General features: G+C 62.4%; 17 protein-coding genes, 3 tRNA genes and 1 riboswitch. Of the genes, 19 read left to right on the top strand and 1 reads right to left on the bottom strand.

All coding sequences use genetic code 11. The features are described from left to right. Position 1: 1 nt before the first annotated feature. From acs to astE, 13 genes are all read left to right on the top strand, one after another. Entirely contained in the window at positions 2 to 1957 is a 1956-nt protein-coding gene (acs, locus tag AC3WJP_RS24485; RefSeq protein WP_493723401.1) for an acetate--CoA ligase, read from the top strand. 330 nt (positions 1958 to 2287) lie between these two features. After that, positions 2288 to 3064, top strand: coding sequence for an ABC transporter substrate-binding protein (locus tag AC3WJP_RS24490; RefSeq protein WP_493723400.1), 777 nt, complete (start codon positions 2288 to 2290; stop codon positions 3062 to 3064). A gap of 132 nt (positions 3065 to 3196) precedes the next feature. Continuing rightward, positions 3197 to 3886 carry an ABC transporter permease gene (locus tag AC3WJP_RS24495; protein ID WP_493723399.1) on the top strand — a complete coding sequence of 230 codons (690 nt, stop codon included), beginning with the start codon at positions 3197 to 3199 and terminating at the stop codon, positions 3884 to 3886. 10 nt (positions 3887 to 3896) lie between these two features. Further along, positions 3897 to 4592, top strand: coding sequence for an ABC transporter permease (locus tag AC3WJP_RS24500; RefSeq protein WP_493723398.1), 696 nt, complete (start codon positions 3897 to 3899; stop codon positions 4590 to 4592). A gap of 46 nt (positions 4593 to 4638) precedes the next feature. After that, positions 4639 to 5403 carry an ABC transporter ATP-binding protein gene (locus tag AC3WJP_RS24505; protein WP_493723397.1) on the top strand — a complete coding sequence of 255 codons (765 nt, stop codon included), beginning with the start codon at positions 4639 to 4641 and terminating at the stop codon, positions 5401 to 5403. A gap of 145 nt (positions 5404 to 5548) precedes the next feature. Next, complete coding sequence (gene argR / locus AC3WJP_RS24510) at positions 5549 to 6532, top strand: transcriptional regulator ArgR (protein WP_493723396.1); 984 nt, start codon at positions 5549 to 5551, stop codon at positions 6530 to 6532. 316 nt (positions 6533 to 6848) lie between these two features. Then, on the top strand, positions 6849 to 8069 hold the full coding sequence (locus AC3WJP_RS24515) for an aspartate aminotransferase family protein (protein WP_493723395.1): 1221 nt from the start codon (positions 6849 to 6851) through the stop codon (positions 8067 to 8069). Between the two features lie 71 nt (positions 8070 to 8140). Next, entirely contained in the window at positions 8141 to 9157 is a 1017-nt protein-coding gene (gene aruF, locus AC3WJP_RS24520; protein WP_493723394.1) for an arginine/ornithine succinyltransferase subunit alpha, read from the top strand. Positions 9158 to 9232: 75 nt separating this feature from the next. Further along, positions 9233 to 10267 (top strand): arginine N-succinyltransferase, encoded by a 1035-nt coding sequence (gene astA / locus AC3WJP_RS24525; protein WP_493723393.1) that lies wholly within the window; start codon positions 9233 to 9235, stop codon positions 10265 to 10267. Further along, the gene (gene astD / locus AC3WJP_RS24530; protein ID WP_493723392.1) at positions 10264 to 11727 is read left to right on the top strand and encodes a succinylglutamate-semialdehyde dehydrogenase; all 1464 of its coding nucleotides are present in this window, start codon (positions 10264 to 10266) and stop codon (positions 11725 to 11727) included. The genes astA and astD overlap by 4 nt, the downstream gene beginning before the upstream one ends. Before the next feature lie 109 nt (positions 11728 to 11836). Then, positions 11837 to 13183 carry an N-succinylarginine dihydrolase gene (astB, locus tag AC3WJP_RS24535; protein ID WP_493723391.1) on the top strand — a complete coding sequence of 449 codons (1347 nt, stop codon included), beginning with the start codon at positions 11837 to 11839 and terminating at the stop codon, positions 13181 to 13183. 12 nt (positions 13184 to 13195) lie between these two features. Continuing rightward, positions 13196 to 13489 carry a topoisomerase II gene (locus tag AC3WJP_RS24540; RefSeq protein WP_226505829.1) on the top strand — a complete coding sequence of 98 codons (294 nt, stop codon included), beginning with the start codon at positions 13196 to 13198 and terminating at the stop codon, positions 13487 to 13489. A 12-nt stretch (positions 13490 to 13501) separates the two neighbouring features. Continuing rightward, positions 13502 to 14497 carry a succinylglutamate desuccinylase gene (gene astE / locus AC3WJP_RS24545; RefSeq protein ID WP_493723390.1) on the top strand — a complete coding sequence of 332 codons (996 nt, stop codon included), beginning with the start codon at positions 13502 to 13504 and terminating at the stop codon, positions 14495 to 14497. Between the two features lie 104 nt (positions 14498 to 14601). Here the strand turns inward: astE and AC3WJP_RS24550 are convergent, their stop codons facing one another. Next, a complete protein-coding gene (locus AC3WJP_RS24550) occupies positions 14602 to 15108 on the bottom strand; it encodes a 6,7-dimethyl-8-ribityllumazine synthase (RefSeq protein WP_311971134.1) in 507 nt (168 codons plus the stop codon). Between the two features lie 102 nt (positions 15109 to 15210). Next, a riboswitch (FMN riboswitch) is annotated at positions 15211 to 15367 on the bottom strand. A gap of 357 nt (positions 15368 to 15724) precedes the next feature. On the opposite strand from AC3WJP_RS24550, the gene alaS reads away from it, so the two are divergent. The 6 genes from alaS to AC3WJP_RS24580 all read left to right on the top strand — a co-directional run bounded on the left by alaS (position 15725) and on the right by AC3WJP_RS24580 (position 20442). Further along, positions 15725 to 18343: an alanine--tRNA ligase gene (alaS, locus tag AC3WJP_RS24555; RefSeq protein ID WP_493723389.1), complete on the top strand. Its 2619-nt coding sequence runs from the start codon at positions 15725 to 15727 to the stop codon at positions 18341 to 18343. A gap of 96 nt (positions 18344 to 18439) precedes the next feature. Further along, the gene (locus AC3WJP_RS24560; protein ID WP_493723388.1) at positions 18440 to 19672 is read left to right on the top strand and encodes an aspartate kinase; all 1233 of its coding nucleotides are present in this window, start codon (positions 18440 to 18442) and stop codon (positions 19670 to 19672) included. An 81-nt stretch (positions 19673 to 19753) separates the two neighbouring features. Then, complete coding sequence (gene csrA / locus AC3WJP_RS24565; RefSeq protein ID WP_493723387.1) at positions 19754 to 19942, top strand: carbon storage regulator CsrA; 189 nt, start codon at positions 19754 to 19756, stop codon at positions 19940 to 19942. 62 nt (positions 19943 to 20004) lie between these two features. Then, positions 20005 to 20095: transfer RNA gene (locus AC3WJP_RS24570), tRNA-Ser, on the top strand. A gap of 108 nt (positions 20096 to 20203) precedes the next feature. Next, positions 20204 to 20280 (top strand) — tRNA-Arg (locus AC3WJP_RS24575). 88 nt (positions 20281 to 20368) lie between these two features. Continuing rightward, positions 20369 to 20442, top strand: a tRNA-Arg gene (locus tag AC3WJP_RS24580). Positions 20443 to 20447: the final 5 nt, after the last annotated feature.

Genomic DNA, 20447 nt, shown 5'->3' on the forward strand with positions numbered 1-20447 from the left:
GATGAGTGCGGCTTCCCTTTATCCGGTTCGCCCCGAAGTAGCGGCCAACACCCTGACGGACGAAGCGACCTACAAGGCGATGTACCAGCAGTCGGTGATCAACCCTGATGGGTTCTGGCGTGAACAGGCCCAGCGTCTGGACTGGATCAAACCCTTCACCACGGTCAAGCAGACTTCCTTCGACGATCACCATGTCGATATCAAATGGTTTGCCGACGGTACCCTCAACGTGTCCCACAACTGCCTGGACCGCCACCTCGCAGAGCGTGGCGATCAGGTCGCGATCATCTGGGAAGGCGATGACCCCTCGGAGCATCGCAACATCACCTACCGCGAACTGCACGAACAAGTCTGCAAGTTCGCCAACGCCCTGCGTGGCCAGGACGTGCACCGCGGCGATGTGGTGACCATCTACATGCCGATGATCCCCGAGGCCGTGGTGGCGATGCTGGCCTGTACGCGCATCGGTGCCATCCACTCGGTAGTGTTCGGCGGCTTCTCGCCGGAGGCCCTGGCCGGGCGCATCATCGACTGCCAGTCCAAAGTCGTGATCACCGCCGACGAAGGCCTGCGCGGCGGCAAGCGCACGGCGCTCAAGGCCAACGTCGATCTGGCGCTGACCAACCCCGAAACCAAGAGCGTGCAGAAGATCATCGTCTGCAAGCGCACCGGCGGCGACATCGCCTGGCACCAGCATCGCGACATCTGGTACGAAGACCTGATGAAGGTAGCCTCCAGCCATTGCCTGCCCAAGGAAATGGGCGCCGAAGAGCCGCTGTTCATCCTCTACACCTCCGGTTCCACCGGCAAGCCCAAGGGCGTGCTGCACACTACCGGCGGCTATCTGGTCTATGCCGCGCTGACCCACGAGCGAGTGTTCGACTACAAGCCGGGTGACATCTACTGGTGCACCGCCGACGTCGGCTGGGTCACCGGCCACAGCTACATCGTCTACGGGCCATTGGCCAACGGCGCCACCACCTTGCTGTTCGAAGGGGTGCCCAACTATCCGGACATCACCCGCTTGTCGAAGATCGTCGACAAGCACAAGGTCAATATTCTCTACACCGCGCCTACGGCGATCCGCGCAATGATGGCCGAGGGCACCAAGGCGGTCGAAGGCGCCGACGGTTCGAGCCTGCGCCTGCTGGGTTCGGTGGGCGAGCCGATCAACCCCGAGGCCTGGAACTGGTATTACAACACTATCGGCAAGCAGCACTGCCCGATCGTCGATACCTGGTGGCAGACCGAGACCGGCGGCATCCTCATCAGTCCGTTGCCAGGCGCTATCGGCCTCAAGCCAGGTTCGGCGACCAAGCCGTTCTTCGGCGTGGTGCCGGCACTGGTGGACAACCTGGGCAACATCATCGAAGGCGCCAACGAAGGCAATCTGGTGATCCTCGACTCCTGGCCGGGCCAGTCGCGCACCCTGTATGGCGATCATGATCGCTTCGTCGACACCTACTTCAAGACCTTTCGCGGCATGTACTTTACCGGTGATGGCGCGCGGCGCGATGAAGATGGCTACTACTGGATCACCGGGCGGGTGGACGACGTGCTCAACGTGTCCGGGCACCGCATGGGCACGGCCGAGATCGAGAGCGCCATGGTCGCCCATCCGAAGGTCGCCGAAGCCGCGGTGGTGGGCGTGCCCCATGACCTCAAAGGCCAGGGCATCTACGTCTATGTAACCCTCAATGGTGGTGAGGAGCCCAGCGAGGCCCTGCGCCTGGAGCTGAAGAACTGGGTACGCAAGGAGATCGGCCCGATCGCCTCGCCGGACGTGATCCAGTGGGCACCGGGCTTGCCGAAGACCCGTTCGGGCAAGATCATGCGCCGCATCCTGCGCAAGATCGCCACCGGGGAATACGACGCCCTGGGAGATATCTCGACCCTGGCCGATCCGGGCGTGGTGCAGCACTTGATCGATACCCACAAGACCATGAAAGCCGCTTGATCACACTGTAGCGAGGGGGCTTGCCCCCGAAAAATCCACTGGCTCGCGTTGGCGGGCGGGTGAAAACTTTTCGGGGGTGAGCCCCCTCGCTACAGGATCGGTGGTGATTTCAGAATATCCGACGTTAGTCAACTCCCGCTCGGCGCCAACTTGGTGCATCTGTAACTTCTTGTCGCATTGAGGAAATATCGACTGGCCATCGGTCGTTAAAATGCGCGTCAATCGTCGACCCTGATCGGCGGCCGATTTCATTCGTGTCTGTATCCCCTCGCATACTGGGTTCGTGCCCATTCTGCTTTTTACTGCCCGCTTTCGTTGGAGTCTTCACCTATGAAGAAGCTCGCCCTGTTTGGTGCCCTGGCATTGTCCGTGCTGTCGATGTCGGCCTTCGCCGATGAAAAACCGCTGAAGATCGGTATCGAGGCAGCTTATCCTCCGTTCGCTTCCAAGGCCCCGGATGGCAGCATCGTCGGTTTCGACTACGACATCGGCAACGCCCTGTGCGCCGAGATGAAAGCCAAGTGCACCTGGGTCGAGCAGCCGTTCGACGGGCTGATCCCGGCGCTCAAGGTGCGCAAGATCGACGCCATCCTGTCGTCCATGTCGATCACCGATGAGCGCAAGCAATCGGTGGACTTCACCAACAAGTACTACAACACCCCGGCGCGCCTGGTGATGAAGCAGGGCATCACGATCAGCGACGGCATGGCCGAGCTCAAGGGCAAGGTCATCGGTGTGCAGCGCGGCTCGATCCACGAGCGCTTCGCCACCGAGGTGCTGCAGCCGCTGGGTGTCGAGGTCAAACCCTACAGCTCGCAGAACGAAATCTACCTGGACGTCAGCGCCGGTCGTCTCGACGGCACCCTGGCCGATGCCACCCTGCTTCAGGACGGTTTCCTCAACACCGACGCCGGCAAGGGCTACGCTTTCACCGGTCCCGCGTTCACCGACGCCAAGTATTTTGGCGACGGCATCGGCATCGCGGTGCGCAAGGGTGATCAGGCCGATCTGGATCGCTTGAACGCCGCCATCGCCGCGATCCGCGCGAACGGCACCTACAAGAAGATCCAGGACAAGTACTTCAACTTCGATATCTACGGCCAATAACGGCTAGCGCCTGATCGGGGGCAAGGCCCCTCGCTACAGGAGCCGCAATGGTGTGCGCTGCCGGGTCTGGCGTGGCGCATGCCATTTTTTCATTCTGCTGGAGAACCTTTCGATGACCAGAGGCTTTTGCCTGTGCTGAGCGGTTACGGTGCCGTCATTCTCGACGGAGCATGGTTGACCCTGGAGCTGGCCCTGTGCTCGATGGCGCTGGCCGTCGTGCTGGGGCTGGTGAGCGTGGCCATGCGCCTGTCGCCGGTGCGCTGGGTGGCGTGGCTGGGCGACCTGTATTCGACGGTGATCCGCGGCATCCCCGATCTGGTACTGATCCTGCTGATCTTCTATGGCGGTCAGGTGCTGCTCAATACCGTCGCGCCGCTGTTGGGCCATGACGACTACATCGATCTCGATCCGCTGGTGTCGGGCATCTTCACCCTGGGCTTCATCTTCGGCGCCTATCTGTCCGAGACCTTTCGTGGTGCCTTCATGGCTATTCCCAAGGGCCAGGCCGAGGCCGGTATCGCCTATGGCATGAGCAGCCTCAAGGTGTTTTTCCGGGTGCTGGTGCCGCAGATGATTCGCCTGGCGATCCCGGGCTTCACCAATAATTGGCTGGTGCTGACCAAGGCCACCGCGCTGGTGTCGGTGGTGGGCCTGCAAGACATGATGTTCAAGGCCAAGCAGGCCGGTGACGCGACCGGCAAGCCCTTTACCTTCTATCTCGCCGTGGCCGGCATGTACCTGGTGCTGACCAGCGTGTCGCTGCTGGTACTGCGCTGGGTCGAGCGCCGCTATTCGGTGGGCGTGCGGATGGCCGATCTGTGAGGGCATTGCTGTGATATTCGATTACCACGTGGTCTGGGCCAACCTGCCACTGTACTTCTGGGGCATGCTCGAAACCCTCAAACTGCTGGGCATCTCGCTGTTTTTCGGCTTGCTGGCGGCCTTGCCGCTGGCGCTGATGCGGGTCTCGAAGAACCGCCTGATCAACTGGCCAGCGTGGTTCTACACCTATGTGATCCGTGGCACGCCGATGCTGGTGCAGCTGTTTCTGATCTACTACGGCCTGTCGCAGTTCGCGGCGGTGCGCGAGAGCTTGCTGTGGCCGTTGCTCAAGAGTGCGACCTTCTGCGCCTGCCTGGCGTTCGCCATCAACACCAGTGCCTACACCGCCGAGATCATCGCCGGCAGCCTGCGGGCCACACCCCCTGGTGAGCTCGAAGCGGCGAGGGCCATGGGTATGTCGCCGCGCCAGTTGTATCGGCGCATCCTGCTGCCCTCGGCATTGCGCCGGGCCCTGCCGCAATACAGCAACGAAGTGATCATGATGCTGCAGACCACCAGTCTGGCGTCCATCGTTACCCTCATGGATATCACCGGTGCCGCGCAGACGGTCTACGCCAAGTATTACTTCCCCTTCGAGGCGTACATCACCGCCGGGGCGTTCTATCTGGGTCTGACCTTCATTCTCGTCCGCCTGTTCAAGCGCGCCGAGCGCCGCTGGCTGGGCTATATGGCGCCGCGTCACTGAGCCTTTTTCGTCACGGGCGCCCGCGCGCCGATTGAGACCGCTGAATATGTACAAACTCGAAGTTCAGGACCTGCACAAACGCTACGGCAGTCACGAAGTGCTCAAGGGCGTGTCGCTGGCCGCCAAGGCCGGTGATGTGATCAGCATCATCGGCTCCAGCGGTTCGGGCAAGAGCACCTTCCTGCGCTGCATCAACCTGCTGGAGCAGCCCCATGCCGGGCGCATCCTGCTCAACAATGAAGAGCTCAAGCTGGTGCCCGGCAAGGACGGCGCACTGCGGGCTGCCGACCCCAAACAGCTGCAACGCCTGCGTTCGCGGCTGGCCATGGTGTTCCAGCATTTCAATCTGTGGTCGCACATGACGGCCCTGGAAAACGTCATCGAAGTACCGGTGCACGTGCTGGGCATGAGCAAGCGCGAGGCGCTGGAAAAGGCCGAGCATTATCTGGCCAAGGTCGGCGTCGGCCATCGCAAGGACGCCTATCCCGGGCATATGTCCGGTGGCGAGCAGCAGCGGGTGGCGATTGCCCGCGCGCTGGCGGTCGAGCCTGAAGTGATGCTGTTCGACGAGCCTACCTCGGCGCTCGATCCCGAACTGGTGGGTGACGTGCTCAAGGTCATGAAAGGCCTGGCGCAGGAAGGCCGGACCATGGTGGTCGTCACGCACGAGATGGGCTTTGCCCGCGAAGTGTCCAATCAGCTGATTTTCCTGCATCAGGGGCGTATCGAGGAGCAGGGCGATCCGCGCCAGGTGCTGAGCAACCCGCAGTCCGAACGTTTGCAGCAGTTTCTTTCCGGCAGCCTCAAATAGGCCGGATCATTCATTGATACATTTCGCCGCTGACACCGGACGAAGAAACAGGGCATGCTGCGCACCTCGCGGTATGCCCGGAAAGAATTTCCAGGGTGCCCCGGCATCCGGCCAGCGATATTGAACAGGTTTCGGACCGTATCCCATGACAGCCCAACGAATTGGATTTCTGATCTGGCCCAGCGCCAAGGCCCTGACTTTGGCCCTCGCCGAAGAAGCCTTGCGCGTGGCCCAGCGGGTGCATCCGGATGTCAGCTACGAGCTGCTGTTCCTGCAGGCCGAGGCGCCGCTCGAAGCCACTGCGTGGCGTTTGCCGGGCGAGCCTTGGGCGGGGCGCCTGGACGGTTGCAGCAAGCTGTTCCTGCTGGCCGACGAGCCACCGGCAGCCCTGAGCGGCCCGCTCAGCAGCGCGCTCAAACAGCTGGTGCGCACTGGTTGCGCCATCGGCGGGCTGTCGGCCGGGGTCTACCCGTTGGCGCAACTGGGGCTGCTGGATGGCTACCGCGCGGCGGTGCACTGGCGCTGGCAGGATGATTTCGCCGAGCGCTTCCCCAAGGTCATCGCCACCAGCCACCTGTTCGACTGGGACCGCGACCGCATGACCGCCTGTGGCGGCTTGTCGGTGCTCGACCTGTTGCTGGCGGTGTTGGCCCGCGATCACGGCGCCGAGCTGGCCGGTGCGGTGTCGGAAGAACTGGTGGTCGAGCGCATCCGCGAGGGTGGCGAGCGCCAGCGCATTCCGCTGCAGAATCGCCTCGGCTCCAGCCACCCCAAGCTGACCCAGGCGGTGCTGTTGATGGAGGCCAACATCGAAGAGCCGCTGACCACCGACGAAATCGCCCAGCACGTGTGCGTGTCGCGGCGCCAGCTGGAGCGGATCTTCAAGCAGTACCTCAATCGAGTTCCCAGCCAGTATTACCTGGAGCTGCGCCTGAACAAGGCACGGCAGATGCTCATGCAGACCAGCAAGTCGATCATCCAGATCGGCCTGTCCTGCGGCTTCTCGTCCGGGCCGCACTTTTCCAGTGCCTATCGCAATTTTTTCGGCGCCACCCCGCGGGAAGACCGCAACCAGCGCCGCAGCAGCAGCCCGTTCGAACTGTCACCGGTGCCCGCCGAGCGCGGCTGACCTCCCCTGTGGTGAGGGGGCTTGCTCCCGAAAAACTCACAAATCAGCGCCATTGTTCAAGTACTGCGGTAGTTGCGGATTTTCGGGGGCAAGCCCCCTCGCTACAGAGGATGTGTGCAAGCCGTGCCATTCACCGTCACAGCGTTTAAACTGCGCGTTTGTGACGGTATATGTCGCATCGTCGACAACCTCCCGGCAGTCCGGGTTTGCCGCTATAAGAAGTTGTCGCTTGGCGGCAAGGTCCGCTGGCGTGCAGTCCTTACAATCCTTTTACCGCCTGCCGTCCTCGGCCGGCGTTTCTCTCCAGGAGACTCTGATGTCCGTTGAGCATGCTCAGGTGCAACGCGCCGATTTCGACCAGGTAATGGTTCCCAACTATGCACCGGCCGGATTCATTCCCGTACGCGGCGCAGGCTCTCGCGTCTGGGACCAGGCCGGGCGTGAGCTCATCGACTTCTCCGGCGGCATCGCTGTCAACGTGCTGGGCCATGCCCATCCGGCGCTGGTCGGTGCCTTGACCGAGCAGGCCAACAAGCTGTGGCACGTGTCCAATGTGTTCACCAACGAGCCGGCCCTGCGCCTGGCCAAAAAGCTGGTCGACGCCACCTTCGCCGAGCGCGTGTTCTTCTGCAACTCCGGTGCCGAAGCCAACGAGGCCGCCTTCAAGCTGGCCCGTCGCGTCGCCAGTGACAACTACGGTGCCGAGAAGTACGAGATCATCGCCGCCACCAACAGCTTTCACGGCCGCACTCTGTTTACCGTCAGCGTTGGCGGTCAACCCAAGTATTCCGACGGTTTCGGCCCGAAGATCACCGGCATCACCCACGTCCCCTACAACGATCTGGCCGCGCTCAAGGCAGCGGTCTCGGACAAGACCTGCGCCGTGGTGCTGGAACCGATCCAGGGCGAGGGCGGTGTGTTGCCGGCCGACAAGGCCTACCTCGAAGGCGCCCGCGCGCTGTGCGACCAGTTCAATGCCCTGCTGGTGTTCGACGAAGTGCAAAGCGGCATGGGCCGCAGCGGTGAGCTGTTCACCTATATCAACTATGGCGTGACCCCGGACATCCTCTCCAGCGCCAAGAGCCTGGGCGGCGGCTTCCCCATGGGCGCCATGCTGACCACTGAAAAGCTCGCCAAGCACTTCTCCGTGGGCGTGCACGGCACCACCTACGGCGGCAACGCCCTGGCCTGTGCGGTGGGCGAGGCGGTGATGGACGTCATCAACACCCCTGAAGTGCGTGCCGGTGTCCGTGCCAAGCACACGCGCTTCGTGACTCGCCTGCAAGCCATCGGCGAAAAGTACGGCATCTTCAGTGAAGTGCGCGGCATGGGCCTGTTGCTGGGCTGCGTATTGACCGACGCCTGGAAAGGCCGCGCCAAGGACTTCTTCAACGCCGCCGAACAACAGGACCTGATGATCCTGCAGGCCGGCCCGGACGTCGTGCGCTTCGCTCCTAGCCTGGTGATCGAAGACGCCGACATCGACGAAGGCCTGGACCGTTTCGAACGCGCCGTCGTCCAGCTTACCCAGGCCTGATCAGGGCCGATCAACGGCAGCGGGCCTGGCTTGCTGCCTGCTCACGAGATTCGATGACAGGAGTGACACCCATGCTGGTCATGCGCCCCGCGCAAATGGCTGATCTGGACGAGGTCAAGCGTCTGGCTGCCGACAGCCCCATCGGTGTCACCTCGCTGCCGGACGATGTCGAGCGCCTAGGCGACAAGATCGCCGCCTCTGAAGCGTCGTTCGCCGCCGAAGTCAGCTTCAATGGCGAGGAAAGCTATTTCTTCGTCCTTGAAGACACCGCCAGCGGTCGTCTGGTGGGTTGTTCGGCCATCGTCGCGTCGGCGGGCTACTCCGAGCCGTTCTACAGTTTTCGTAACGAGACCTTCGTGCACGCCTCCCGCGAGCTGAAGATCCACAACAAGATTCACGTGTTGTCGCAGTGCCATGACCTGACCGGCAACAGCCTGCTGACCAGCTTCTATGTGGTTCCCGACCTGGTGGGCACGCCCTGGTCGGAACTCAATTCCCGCGGGCGCCTGCTGTTCGTCGCCAGCCACCCCGAGCGTTTCGCCGATTCCGTGGTCACCGAAATCGTCGGCTACAGCGACGAGCACGGCGAATCGCCGTTCTGGGATGCCATCGGGCGCAACTTCTTCGACCTCAATTACGCTGCGGCCGAGCGCCTGTGCGGGCTCAAGAGCCGGACCTTCCTCGCCGAACTGATGCCCCATTACCCTATCTACGTGCCGCTGCTGCCTGATGCCGCCCAGGAGGCCATGGGCCAGGTGCATCCGCGGGCGCAGATCACCTTCGACATCCTGATGCGCGAAGGCTTTGAGACCGATCACTACATCGACATCTTCGACGGTGGTCCGACCTTGCACGCGCGGGTCTCGAGCATCCACTCCATAGCCCAGAGCCGGGTGGTGCCGGTGAAGATCGAAGAGGGCCGACGCAGTGGCCGCCAGTACCTTGTTTCCAACGGCCAGTTGCAGGATTACCGCGCCGTCCTGCTGGAGCTGGACTGGGTGCCGGGCAAGCCGGCGAGCCTCGATCTCGCGGCCGCCGAGGCGCTGGGTGTGGGTGAGGGCGTGAGTGTGCGCCTGGTGGCGGTCTGACAGGCATCGTGCCTGTCTTTGTGTGTCATTGGTTGAGTGTCGCGGCGGTCCGTTGACCGGCGCTGAGGAGATAGCATGATCGTTCGTCCCGTACGCAGCAGCGATTTACCAGCCCTGCTCGAACTGGCCCGCGGAACCGGGGCCGGGCTGACCACGCTGCCGGCGAATGAGGAGCGCCTGACCCATCGCGTGACCTGGGCCGAGAAGACCTTCCTGGGTGAGGCCGGGCGGGGCGATGCCGACTATCTGTTTGTGCTCGAAGACGACGATGGCAAGGTGGTCGGCATCTCGGCGATTGCCGGTGCCGTGGGCCTGCGCGAGCCCTGGTACAACTACCGGGTCGGTTTGACGGTCAGCGCCTCCCAGGAGTTGAACATCTATCGCGAGATCCCGACGCTGTTCCTGGCCAACGACCTGACGGGCAACTCCGAGCTGTGCTCGCTGTTCCTGCGTGAGGACCAACGCAAGGGTCTCAATGGCCGCCTGCTGGCCAAGGCGCGGTTGCTGTTCATCGCCGAGTTCCCGCAGCTGTTCGGGCGCAAGGTGATTGCCGAGATGCGCGGCATGTCCGACAGCGCCGGCCGCTCGCCGTTCTGGGAGAGCCTGGGGCGGCATTTCTTCAAGATGGAATTCAGCCAGGCGGATTACCTCAACGGTGTCGGCAACCGGGCCTTCATCGCCGAATTGATGCCCAAGTTTCCGCTCTACACCTGCTTCCTCTCGCCGGCCGCGCGGGAGGTCATCGGCCAGGTCCATACCGACACCGAGCCGGCCTTGTCGATGCTCAAGGGCGAGGGGTTCAGCTACCAGGGCTATGTCGACATCTTCGATGCCGGCCCGGCGCTGGAATGCGAAACCGCGCGTATCCGTGCCGTGCAGGACAGTCAGGTGCTGGTGTTGGCCATCGGTACGCCAGGCGACGATGCGCCGGTGTACCTGATGCACAACCGCAAGCGTGAAGAGTGCCGTGTGGCGGCGGCGCCAGCCCGTGTGGCAGCCGGCACTCTGGTGGTCGACCCGCTGACTGCCAAGCGCCTGCGCATGAGCCCGGGGGATTCGGTCCGGGCGGTCGCCATGTCGAGCCACAAGCCTGGGGAGGCAGGACTATGAGTACGCTCTATATCGGCGGTCATTGGCTGGACGGCCAGGGTGAAGTGATGCAGTCGCTCAACCCGGTCAGCCAGCAAAGTGTCTGGACCGGCCAGGCCGCCTCGGCGGCTCAGGTAAGCCAGGCAGTCCAAGCGGCGCGTGAGGCATTTCCGGCCTGGGCAAGCCTGGCGTTGAGCCAGCGAATCAGCGTGCTCGAAGCCTATGCCGCCAGCCTCAAGCTGCATGCCCAGTCGCTGGCCCATTGCATCGGCGAAGAAACCGGCAAGCCGCTCTGGGAGGCGTCCACCGAGGTCGCCAGCATGATCAACAAGGTCGGCATATCCATCCAGAGCTACCGCGAGCGCACCGGCGAGAAGAGTGCGCCGCTGGCGGATGCCAGCGCCGTATTGCGGCACAAGCCACACGGTGTGGTGGTGGTGTTCGGGCCTTACAACTTCCCCGGTCATTTGCCCAATGGGCATATCGTCCCGGCGCTGCTGGCGGGTAACACCGTGGTGTTCAAGCCCAGCGAGCAAACGCCGAAAGTCGCCGAGATGACCCTGCGCTGCTGGATCGAAGCCGGGCTGCCGGCGGGCGTGCTCAACCTCGTGCAGGGTGGGCGCGACACCGGTATCGCCCTGGCTGCCGAGCCTGGGTTGGACGGGGTGTTCTTCACAGGCTCCAGCGGTACCGGCAACGCCCTGCACCGTCAGTTCGCCGGGCGCCCGGACAAGATCCTGGCGCTGGAGATGGGCGGCAACAATCCGCTGGTGGTCGAGCAGGTCGCCGATCTCGACGCGGCGGTCTACACCATCATCCAGTCAGCGTTCATTTCCGCTGGCCAGCGCTGCACCTGTGCGCGCCGCCTGATCGTCCCCGAGGGGGACTGGGGCGATCGCCTGCTGGAGCGCTTGATCGACGTCAGCAGCCAGTTGCAGGTGGGCGCCTTCGACCAGGACCCGGCACCCTTCATGGGCTCGGTGATCTCTCTGGACGCCGCGCAGGCGCTGCTCGATGCCCAGGCGCAATTGCTGGCCAAGGGCGCGCTGGCGCTGCTGGCCATGACTCAGCCCGATCCGCAATCCGCTTTGCTGACCCCCGGCCTGCTGGATGTGACGGCGGTGGCCGATCGTCCCGACGAAGAACTGTTCGGGCCGTTGCTGCAGGTGATTCGCTACAGCCGTTTCGAAGACGCGCTGACCGAGGCCAATGCCACCCAGTACGGGCTGGCGGCGGGCTTGCTGTCGGATTCCGCCGATCGTTACCAGCAGTTCTGGCTGCACAGCCGCGCCGGTATCGTCAATTGGAACAAGCAACTGACCGGCGCGGCCAGCACGGCGCCGTTCGGCGGGGTAGGCGCTTCCGGCAACCATCGGGCCAGTGCCTGGTACGCGGCGGATTACTGCGCCTATCCAGTGGCTTCCCTGGAGGTTGACCGCCTCAGCCTGCCGGTCACCCTGTCGCCGGGGATAACCCTGTGAGCACCGCTGTCGGGGGCAAGCCCCCTCGCTACACGATGCATGCACACACCTGTAGCGAGGGGGCTTGCCCCCGAAAGACGAAGATTACCGTGGCTGGGGAGTTGCGCTGATGAAAGCGTTTGAAGTCAATTTTGATGGTCTGGTCGGCCCTACCCACAACTATGGTGGGCTGTCGTACGGCAACGTGGCTTCCCAGGGCAATAGCCAGTTGGCTTCCAATCCGCGTGAGGCGGCCCGCCAAGGCCTGGCCAAGATGAAAGCGCTGATGGAACTGGGTTTCGTCCAGGGGGTGCTGGCCCCGCAGGAGCGCCCGGACGTCGCCGGCCTGCGCGCTTTGGGCTTCAGCGGCAGCGACAGCCAGGTGATCGAACGCGCCGCGCGCGAAGCCATGCCCTTGCTGATCGCCAGCGCTTCGGCGTCGAGCATGTGGGTGGCCAATGCCGCCACGGTCAGCCCCAGTGCCGACACGGGCGACGGCCGCGTGCACTTCACCGCGGCCAATCTCAATTGCAAATACCATCGCAGCATCGAGCACCCGACCACCAGCCGAGTGCTGGCGGCGATGTTCAACGACCCGGCGCATTTCGTTCATCACGCCGCACTGCCCGCAGTGGCGCAGTTCGGCGATGAGGGTGCGGCCAACCACACGCGCTTGTGTCGCAGTTACGGTGAGCCGGGCGTCGAGTTCTTCGTGTACGGCCGCAGCGCCTTCGACACCCGCTACTCGGCGCCGCAAAAGTACCCAGCGCGCCAGACGCTCGAGGCCTCCCAGGCGGTGGCGCGGTTGCACGGGTTGAGCGACGACGGTGTGGTGTTCGCGCAGCAGAACCCGGCGGTCATCGACCAGGGCGTGTTCCATAACGACGTGATCGCCGTGGGTAACGGCGAGCTGCTGTTCCATCACCAGGACGCCTTTCTCGACACGCCGGCGCTGATCGCCGAACTGCAGGCTAAACTGGCAAAGCGGGGCGGGCAGTTGCAGGCCATCAGCGTGCCGAGGGCCGATGTCTCGGTGGAGGATGCGGTACGTTCCTATTTGTTCAACAGTCAGTTGCTGTCGCGGGCCGATGGCTCGATGCTGTTGATCGTGCCGCAGGAGTGCAACAACAATCCGCGAGTCTGGGCGTATCTGCAGCAGCTGACGCAGTCGGGTGGGCCGATTGCCGAGGTCAAGGTCTTCGACCTCAAGCAGAGCATGCAGAACGGCGGTGGCCCGGCATGCCTGCGCCTGCGCGTGGCCCTCAACGAAGAGGAACTGGCGGCGATCAACCCAGGGGTTATCATGACCGCGCCGCTGTACGACACACTGACCCAATGGGTCGACCGGCATTATCGCGACCGCCTGTGCGAACGCGACATGGCCGATCCGCAATTACTGAACGAGTGCCGTACGGCACTGGATGAGCTGACCGGGATCCTGAATCTGGGTGCGGTTTATCCTTTTCAACTCAACTGAGAGAACACAACGATGTCCGATGCCCTGCAATTGATCCTTGAAGATACCGATGGCACCCAGCTGGAAACCTCCTGCACCCGTTTCGCGGTGATCTGGCAAGGCAAGGAGGTCTGGATTCAGCAGGATGGCCGCGGTCAATTGCTGATCGGTGTCGATGTCGAAGAAGGCGACGCCGAGTTCGCCAATCTGCTGCTGCGCCCACTGGCCACCAACCTGGTCAGCCTGCAACTGGAAATGGAACCGGCCGATGCCGGCGACGAAGACGATGGCCACGTACACGGCCCCGACTGCGGTCATACCCACTAAGGACTTCGGCCTATGCTCGCACTCGGCAAGCTGCTCGAACTGACGCTGGCGGGCCGCGAGCCTGCCGAAAAGACCCAACTGACCCAGGGCGGCGTGCGGTTGCGCTGGCTGGGGGAGGGTGCACTCGAAGTGCGCCCTGCGCAGGGCCAGGACAACGGCATGGACCTGCTGCTGTCCGCCGGTATCCATGGCAACGAGACTGCCCCGATCGAGCTGCTCGACGACCTGCTGCACGAGGTAGCCCGTGGCGAGCTGAAGGTGCGGGCGCGGGCGCTGTTCCTGTTCGGCAACCCCGAGGCGATTCGCCGTGGCGAGCGCTACCTCAAGCATGACGTCAACCGCATGTTCAATGGTCGCCATGAACAGTACAGCGGCAATGAAGCCCTGCGTGCCCACGAGCTGGAGCGCCTGGCGTCGGCCTTCTTCAGCGTGCCCGAGCGCACACGCCTGCATTACGACTTGCACACTGCCATACGCGGCTCGCGCATCGAGCAGTTCGCGCTGTACCCGTTTCGCCCTGACTGCGAGCCCTCGCGGGTCGAGCTGGCGCGCCTGCGCGAGGCCGGCATGCAGGCGGTGTTGCTGCAGAACAAGACCTCCGTCACCTTCAGTGCCTACACCCGCGAACAACTGGCGGCCGAGGCCTTTACCCTGGAACTCGGCAAGGCCCGGCCTTTCGGCCAGAACCAGCAAGTGGACCTGAGTCGCCTGCGTAGCAAGCTGAGCCAGCTGATCGCCGGCACCGAGGCAGCGCACGACGATGCCCTGAATGGCCTTCAGCTGTTTCGCGTATCCCGGGAGATCATCAAGCACACCGATGCGTTCCACCTGCACCTGGCGGCGAGCGTGGAAAACTTCACTGAGCTGGATCACGGGATGCTGCTGGCCGACGATGGCCCGGGCAAGCGCTGGAAGGTCGAGGAGCGGGGCGCGAGGATCATCTTTCCCAACCCCAAGGTGGCCAACGGCTTGCGCGCTGGCATCCTGGTGGTGCCACACACCTTGTAGTGTAGTGAGGGGGCTTGCCCCCGAAAGATGTTACATCCACACATCGGCGTGGCTGGGAACTCTTTCGGGGGCAAGCCCCCTCGCTACAGGGTAAAGCGGGTCAGTTACACCGCGATCTTCTGCTGCGGCTGCAAGCGACGCAAGGTGCGCACTTTATGCAGGGTGTCGGCGCAGGTCTTGGCCGCTTCGATGCCCTTGTGCAGGAAGTGATTGAAAAAGTAAGTGTGATGCTGCTCGCCATCATGGAAGTGGTGCGGGGTCAGAACCACGGAGAACACCGGTACTTCGGTTTCCAGCTGCACTTGCATGAGAGCGCTGACGACCGTCTGCGCCACGAACTCATGACGATAGATGCCGCCGTCGACCACCAGCGCCGCGCCGATCACGCCGGCGTAGCGGCCGCTCTGGGCCAGCAGCTTGGCGTGCAGCGGAATTTCGAACGCGCCACCGACTTCAAAGAAGTCGATATCGGATTCCTGATAGCCCAGGCGGCCCATTTCCTCGACAAAGCCTTTACGGCTCTGATCGACAATATCCTTGTGCCAGCAAGCCTGGACGAAGGCGATACGTTCGTTGGGGTGGCTTTTGCTATCGATTGCTGTGGGTTGCATCTACGTCGACTCCTGTTTAATAAAAAAACAGGGCATGGATCGAAAGGGATCTTGCGGCAGGCGGCCAAGGCAAAATGTGCGCGTGGTCGACCCGGTGGCCAATCCCGTTCTCTCTTCATCCGGACTATGACCGTCGGCCCCGGAATCACACCGGGTCTGCTGACCTTGACCGCCACAGGGGCCACCAAGCGCTCGCGGGCTAGACACTTTGCGCGTCATTACCGCCGGTGGGGAATCGCACCCCGCCCTGAGAACGTTGCCGTCATCGATTGACGGCGGAGATTTTTTATCACAATTTTTTGCGAAGCGCATCGTTCGCTGGCTAATCATTTTTATCGTCAACCTGCATAAAAATGCATAAGCCCCGGATTGCATAGCCTAGCCTGTAGCGAGAGGGGCTTGCCCCCGACAAATCGTGCCAGCAGCATCTGCACTACTGACCCCCCGCAAATCGGGGGCAAGCCCCCTCGCCACAGTGGGTGGGCGTCATCTGGTAGATTTGATGGTCCCAATAGTACAAACACACTGTACCGCGGCCTCAGGGCCTATATAATGCGGCCCTTTGCCGTCGCAATGTCGATGACGCCTGTGGCCGCCGTCTCCGTGGAAGAACCTAATGAAAAGCGCAGAAATCCGTGAAGCCTTCCTTCGTTTTTTCGAAGAGCAAGGCCATACCCGAGTCGCCTCCAGCTCCCTGATTCCGGGCAACGACCCGACCCTGCTGTTCACCAACGCAGGCATGAACCAATTCAAGGATTGCTTCCTGGGTCAGGAAAAACGTGCCTATACCCGTGCCGTGACCAGCCAGAAATGCGTGCGCGCCGGCGGCAAGCACAACGACCTGGAAAACGTCGGTTACACCGCTCGCCACCACACGTTCTTTGAAATGCTGGGTAACTTCAGCTTCGGCGACTACTTCAAGCGCGATGCCATCACCTACGCCTGGACCTTTCTGACCGGCGTGTTGAAGCTGCCCCAGGAAAAACTCTGGGTGACGGTCTACGCCAGCGACGACGAGGCCTACGACATCTGGACCAAGGAAATCGGCGTCCCGGCTGAGCGTATGGTCCGTATTGGCGACAACAAGGGCGCGCCATACGCTTCCGACAACTTCTGGACCATGGGCGATACCGGCCCTTGCGGGCCGTGCACCGAGATCTTCTTCGACCACGGCCCGGAAATCTGGGGCGGCCCACCCGGCTCGCCTGAAGAAGACGGCGACCGTTACATCGAAATCTGGAACAACGTGTTCATGCAGTTCAACCGTACTGCCGATGGCGTCCTGCACCCGCTGCCGGCCCCTTCGGTCGATACCGGCATGGGCCTGGAACGCGTCAGTGCGGTGCTGCAGCACGTCAACTCGAACTACGAGATCGACCTGTTCAAGAGCCTGCTCGACGCCGCCGCCAAAGCCATCGGTTGCAGCAACGAAGGCCAGGCCTCGCTCAAAGTGGTGGCCGACCACATTCGCTCGTGCGGTTTCCTGATCGCCGATGGCGTGTTGCCATCCAACGAGGGGCGTGGCTACGTGCTGCGCCGCATCATCCGTCGTGCCTGCCGCCACGGTAACAAGCTGGGCGCCAACGGCAGCTTCTTCTTCCAGATCGTCGCGGCGCTGGTTGCCGAGATGGGTGAAGCCTTCCCGGAGCTGAAAAACCAGCAAGCGCATATCGAACGCGTGCTCAAGGCCGAAGAAGAGCAGTTCGCCAAGACCCTGGAGCAGGGGCTGAAGATTCTCGAGCAGGATCTGGCTACCCTCAAGGGCTCGGTCGTGTCTGGCGACGTGGTGTTCAAGCTGTATGACACCTACGGTTTCCCGATGGATCTCACCGGCGACATCGCCCGCGAGCGCGAACTGACCCTTGACGAAGCCGGCTTCGAACGCGAGATGCAAGCCCAGCGCGAGCGTGCCCGTTCCGCCAGCGCCTTCGGCATGGACTACAACAGCCTGGTCAAGGTCGATACGCCGACCCTGTTCAACGGCTACGCCACTCACAGCGAAGATGCCAAGGTCGTTGCCCTCTATAAAGAAGGCGTGGCAGTGCAGCAATTGGCCGAAGGCGAAGAGGGCGTAGTGATCCTCGACACTACACCCTTCTACGCCGAGTCCGGTGGTCAGGTCGGTGACCGCGGCTACCTGCAGAGCAACGCCGGGCGTTTCGACGTCCGCGACACCACCAAGACCGGCGGCGCCTTCCTGCACCACGGTATTGTGGTGCTGGGCGCCCTCAAGGTCGGCGAGACCTTCACCGCCACTGTCGATGGCGACATGCAGCAGGCCACCTCGCTGAACCACTCCGCCACGCACTTGCTGCACGCGGCGCTGCGCCTGGTGCTGGGCGATCACGTGCAGCAGAAGGGTTCGCTGGTCGACAGCCTGCGCCTGCGTTTCGACTTCAGCCACTTCGAGTCGATCAAGCCGGAGCAGATCAAGGCGCTGGAAGACATCGTCAACGAGCAGATTCGCAAGAACACCCCGGTGGCCACTGAAGAGATGGACATCGAAAGCGCCAAGAAGAAAGGCGCCATGGCGTTGTTCGGCGAGAAATACGGCGACACCGTACGGGTGTTGACCATGGGCGGCGATTTCTCCGTCGAGCTGTGTGGCGGTATTCACGCCAAGCGCACCGGTGACATCGGTCTGTTCAAGATCATCAGCGAGGGCGGTGTGGCATCGGGCGTACGTCGTATCGAAGCGGTCACCGGCGCTGCGGCCCTGGCGTATCTGAACGCCGCTGAAGATCAGCTCAAGGAAGCCGCGCAGTTGGTCAAGGGCAGTCGCGACAACCTGATCGACAAACTCTCGGCGGTGCTCGAGCGCAACCGGCTGCTGGAAAAACAGCTGGAGCAATTGCAGGCCAAGGCGGCCAGCGCGGCGGGTGATGACCTGTCGGGCTCGGCGATCGAGGTCAAGGGCGTCAAGGTCCTCGCCGCGCGCATCGATGGGCAGGATGGCAAGGCGCTGCTGGCGCTGGTCGACCAGCTCAAGAACAAGCTCGGCCAGGGCGTGATCCTGCTCGGCGGCGTGCACGAGGACAAAGTCGTGCTGGTCGCCGGCGTGACCAAGGAGCTGACCGCGAGGCTCAAGGCCGGCGATCTGATGAAGCAGGCCGCAGCGGCCGTGGGCGGCAAGGGCGGCGGTCGCCCGGACATGGCTCAGGGCGGCGGCGTCGATGCGGCGGCACTGGACGGCGCCCTGGCGCTGACCGTGCCATTCGTCGAGCAAGGTCTCTGAATCACATCAATGGAGCCTGTTGCCAATCGACAGGCTTTGGCTTTAGCGGATTTGAATGTTTAATGGGCGCCCTTCACGGGCTTGAGGCGGCTTGAAATGGCTTTGATCGTACAAAAATTTGGCGGCACTTCGGTGGGCTCGATCGAGCGCATCGAACAGGTGGCCGACAAGGTCAAGAAATTCCGCGAAGCGGGCGATGACCTAGTGATCGTGCTGTCGGCGATGAGCGGCGAAACCAATCGTCTGATCGATCTGGCCAAACAGATCAGTGATCAGCCGGTGACCCGCGAGCTCGACGTGATCGTTTCCACCGGCGAGCAGGTGACCATCGCGTTGCTGGCCATGGCGCTGATCAAGCGCGGTGTGCCGGCGGTGTCCTACACCGGCGCACAGGTGCGTATTCTCACAGACAGCGCTCACAGCAAGGCGCGCATCCTGCAGATCGACGACCAGAAAATCCGCAACGACCTCAAGGAAGGTCGCGTGGTCGTGGTTGCCGGTTTCCAGGGTGTCGACGAGCAGGGCAACATCACCACCCTCGGGCGTGGCGGTTCCGACACCACCGGTGTGGCGCTGGCGGCGGCGCTCAAGGCTGACGAATGCCAGATCTACACCGATGTCGACGGCGTCTATACCACCGACCCGCGCGTGGTGTCCCAGGCTCAGCGCCTGGACAAGATCACCTTCGAGGAAATGCTTGAAATGGCCAGCCTGGGCTCCAAGGTCCTGCAGATCCGGGCCGTCGAGTTCGCTGGCAAGTACAACGTTCCGCTGCGCGTTTTGCACAGCTTCAAGGAGGGTCCGGGTACCCTCATTACTATCGATGAAGAGGAAACCATGGAACAGCCGATCATTTCCGGCATCGCTTTCAATCGCGATGAGGCCAAGCTGACCATCCGTGGCGTGCCAGACACCCCCGGCGTGGCCTTCAAGATCCTCGGGCCGATCAGTGCCGCCAACATCGAAGTCGACATGATCGTGCAGAATGTCGCGCACGATAACACCACCGACTTCACCTTCACCGTGCACCGCAACGATTATCAGTCGGCGCTGCAGGTGCTGGAAAACACCGCGGTCGAGCTCGCTGCACGCAAGGTGGTGGGGGACACCAAGATCGCCAAGGTCTCGATCGTCGGCGTCGGCATGCGGTCCCACGCGGGTGTCGCCAGCCGCATGTTCGAGGCCCTGGCCAAGGACAACATCAACATCCAGATGATCTCCACCTCGGAGATCAAGGTGTCGGTGGTGATCGAAGAGAAGTACCTGGAGTTGGCTGTGCGCGCTTTGCACACTGCCTTCGAGCTGGATGCTCCCCGTCAGGGCGAGTAAGCCATGAAGTGACCAAGGGCGCGGTCTGACCGCGCCCTTCGTGTATCTGCCGTTCAAGAAATGAAGCGTGAGGAGAGAGCTATGCTGATTCTGACCCGTCGGTGTGCGGAAACACTGGTAGTCGGGGATGGAGAGATCACCGTGACCGTGCTTGGCGTCAAGGGCAACCAGGTGCGAATTGGCGTCAATGCACCCAAGGAAGTCTCGGTCCATCGCGAGGAAATCTACCAGCGAATCAAGAACGAGAAGGACCCGGAACCAAGTCTTTAATTTTTATCGATTTTTATGTTTGCAAAGCGGAAGAAAGCTGGTTAATATACGCCCCGTGTTGCGGAGAGCTGGCCGAGTGGCCGAAGGCGCTCCCCTGCTAAGGGAGTACACCTCAAAAGGGTGTCGGGGGTTCGAATCCCCCGTTCTCCGCCATTATTTGCGTAGTACGTTGTAATCTGGCTTTATCGGTAAGTTGTTGAAATTACTAGAAAAAAGCGATTGACACACAGATTTGACGGCCTATAATGCGCGGCAACAAATGCACTCGTAGCTCAGCTGGATAGAGTACTCGGCTACGAACCGAGCGGTCACAGGTTCGAATCCTGTCGAGTGCACCATTTAAGAGGTTGTTTCAACGCCTGGTAACGGGATGTCGAATCAGTTTCTGCTTCAACCAGAGGTGATCTGGTCTACCAAGCGCCACCTGCACTCGTAGCTCAGCTGGATAGAGTACTCGGCTACGAACCGAGCGGTCACAGGTTCGAATCCTGTCGAGTGCACCCGT

It is taken from the genome of Pseudomonas sp. GW821-FHT01A09, from assembly GCF_058986725.1.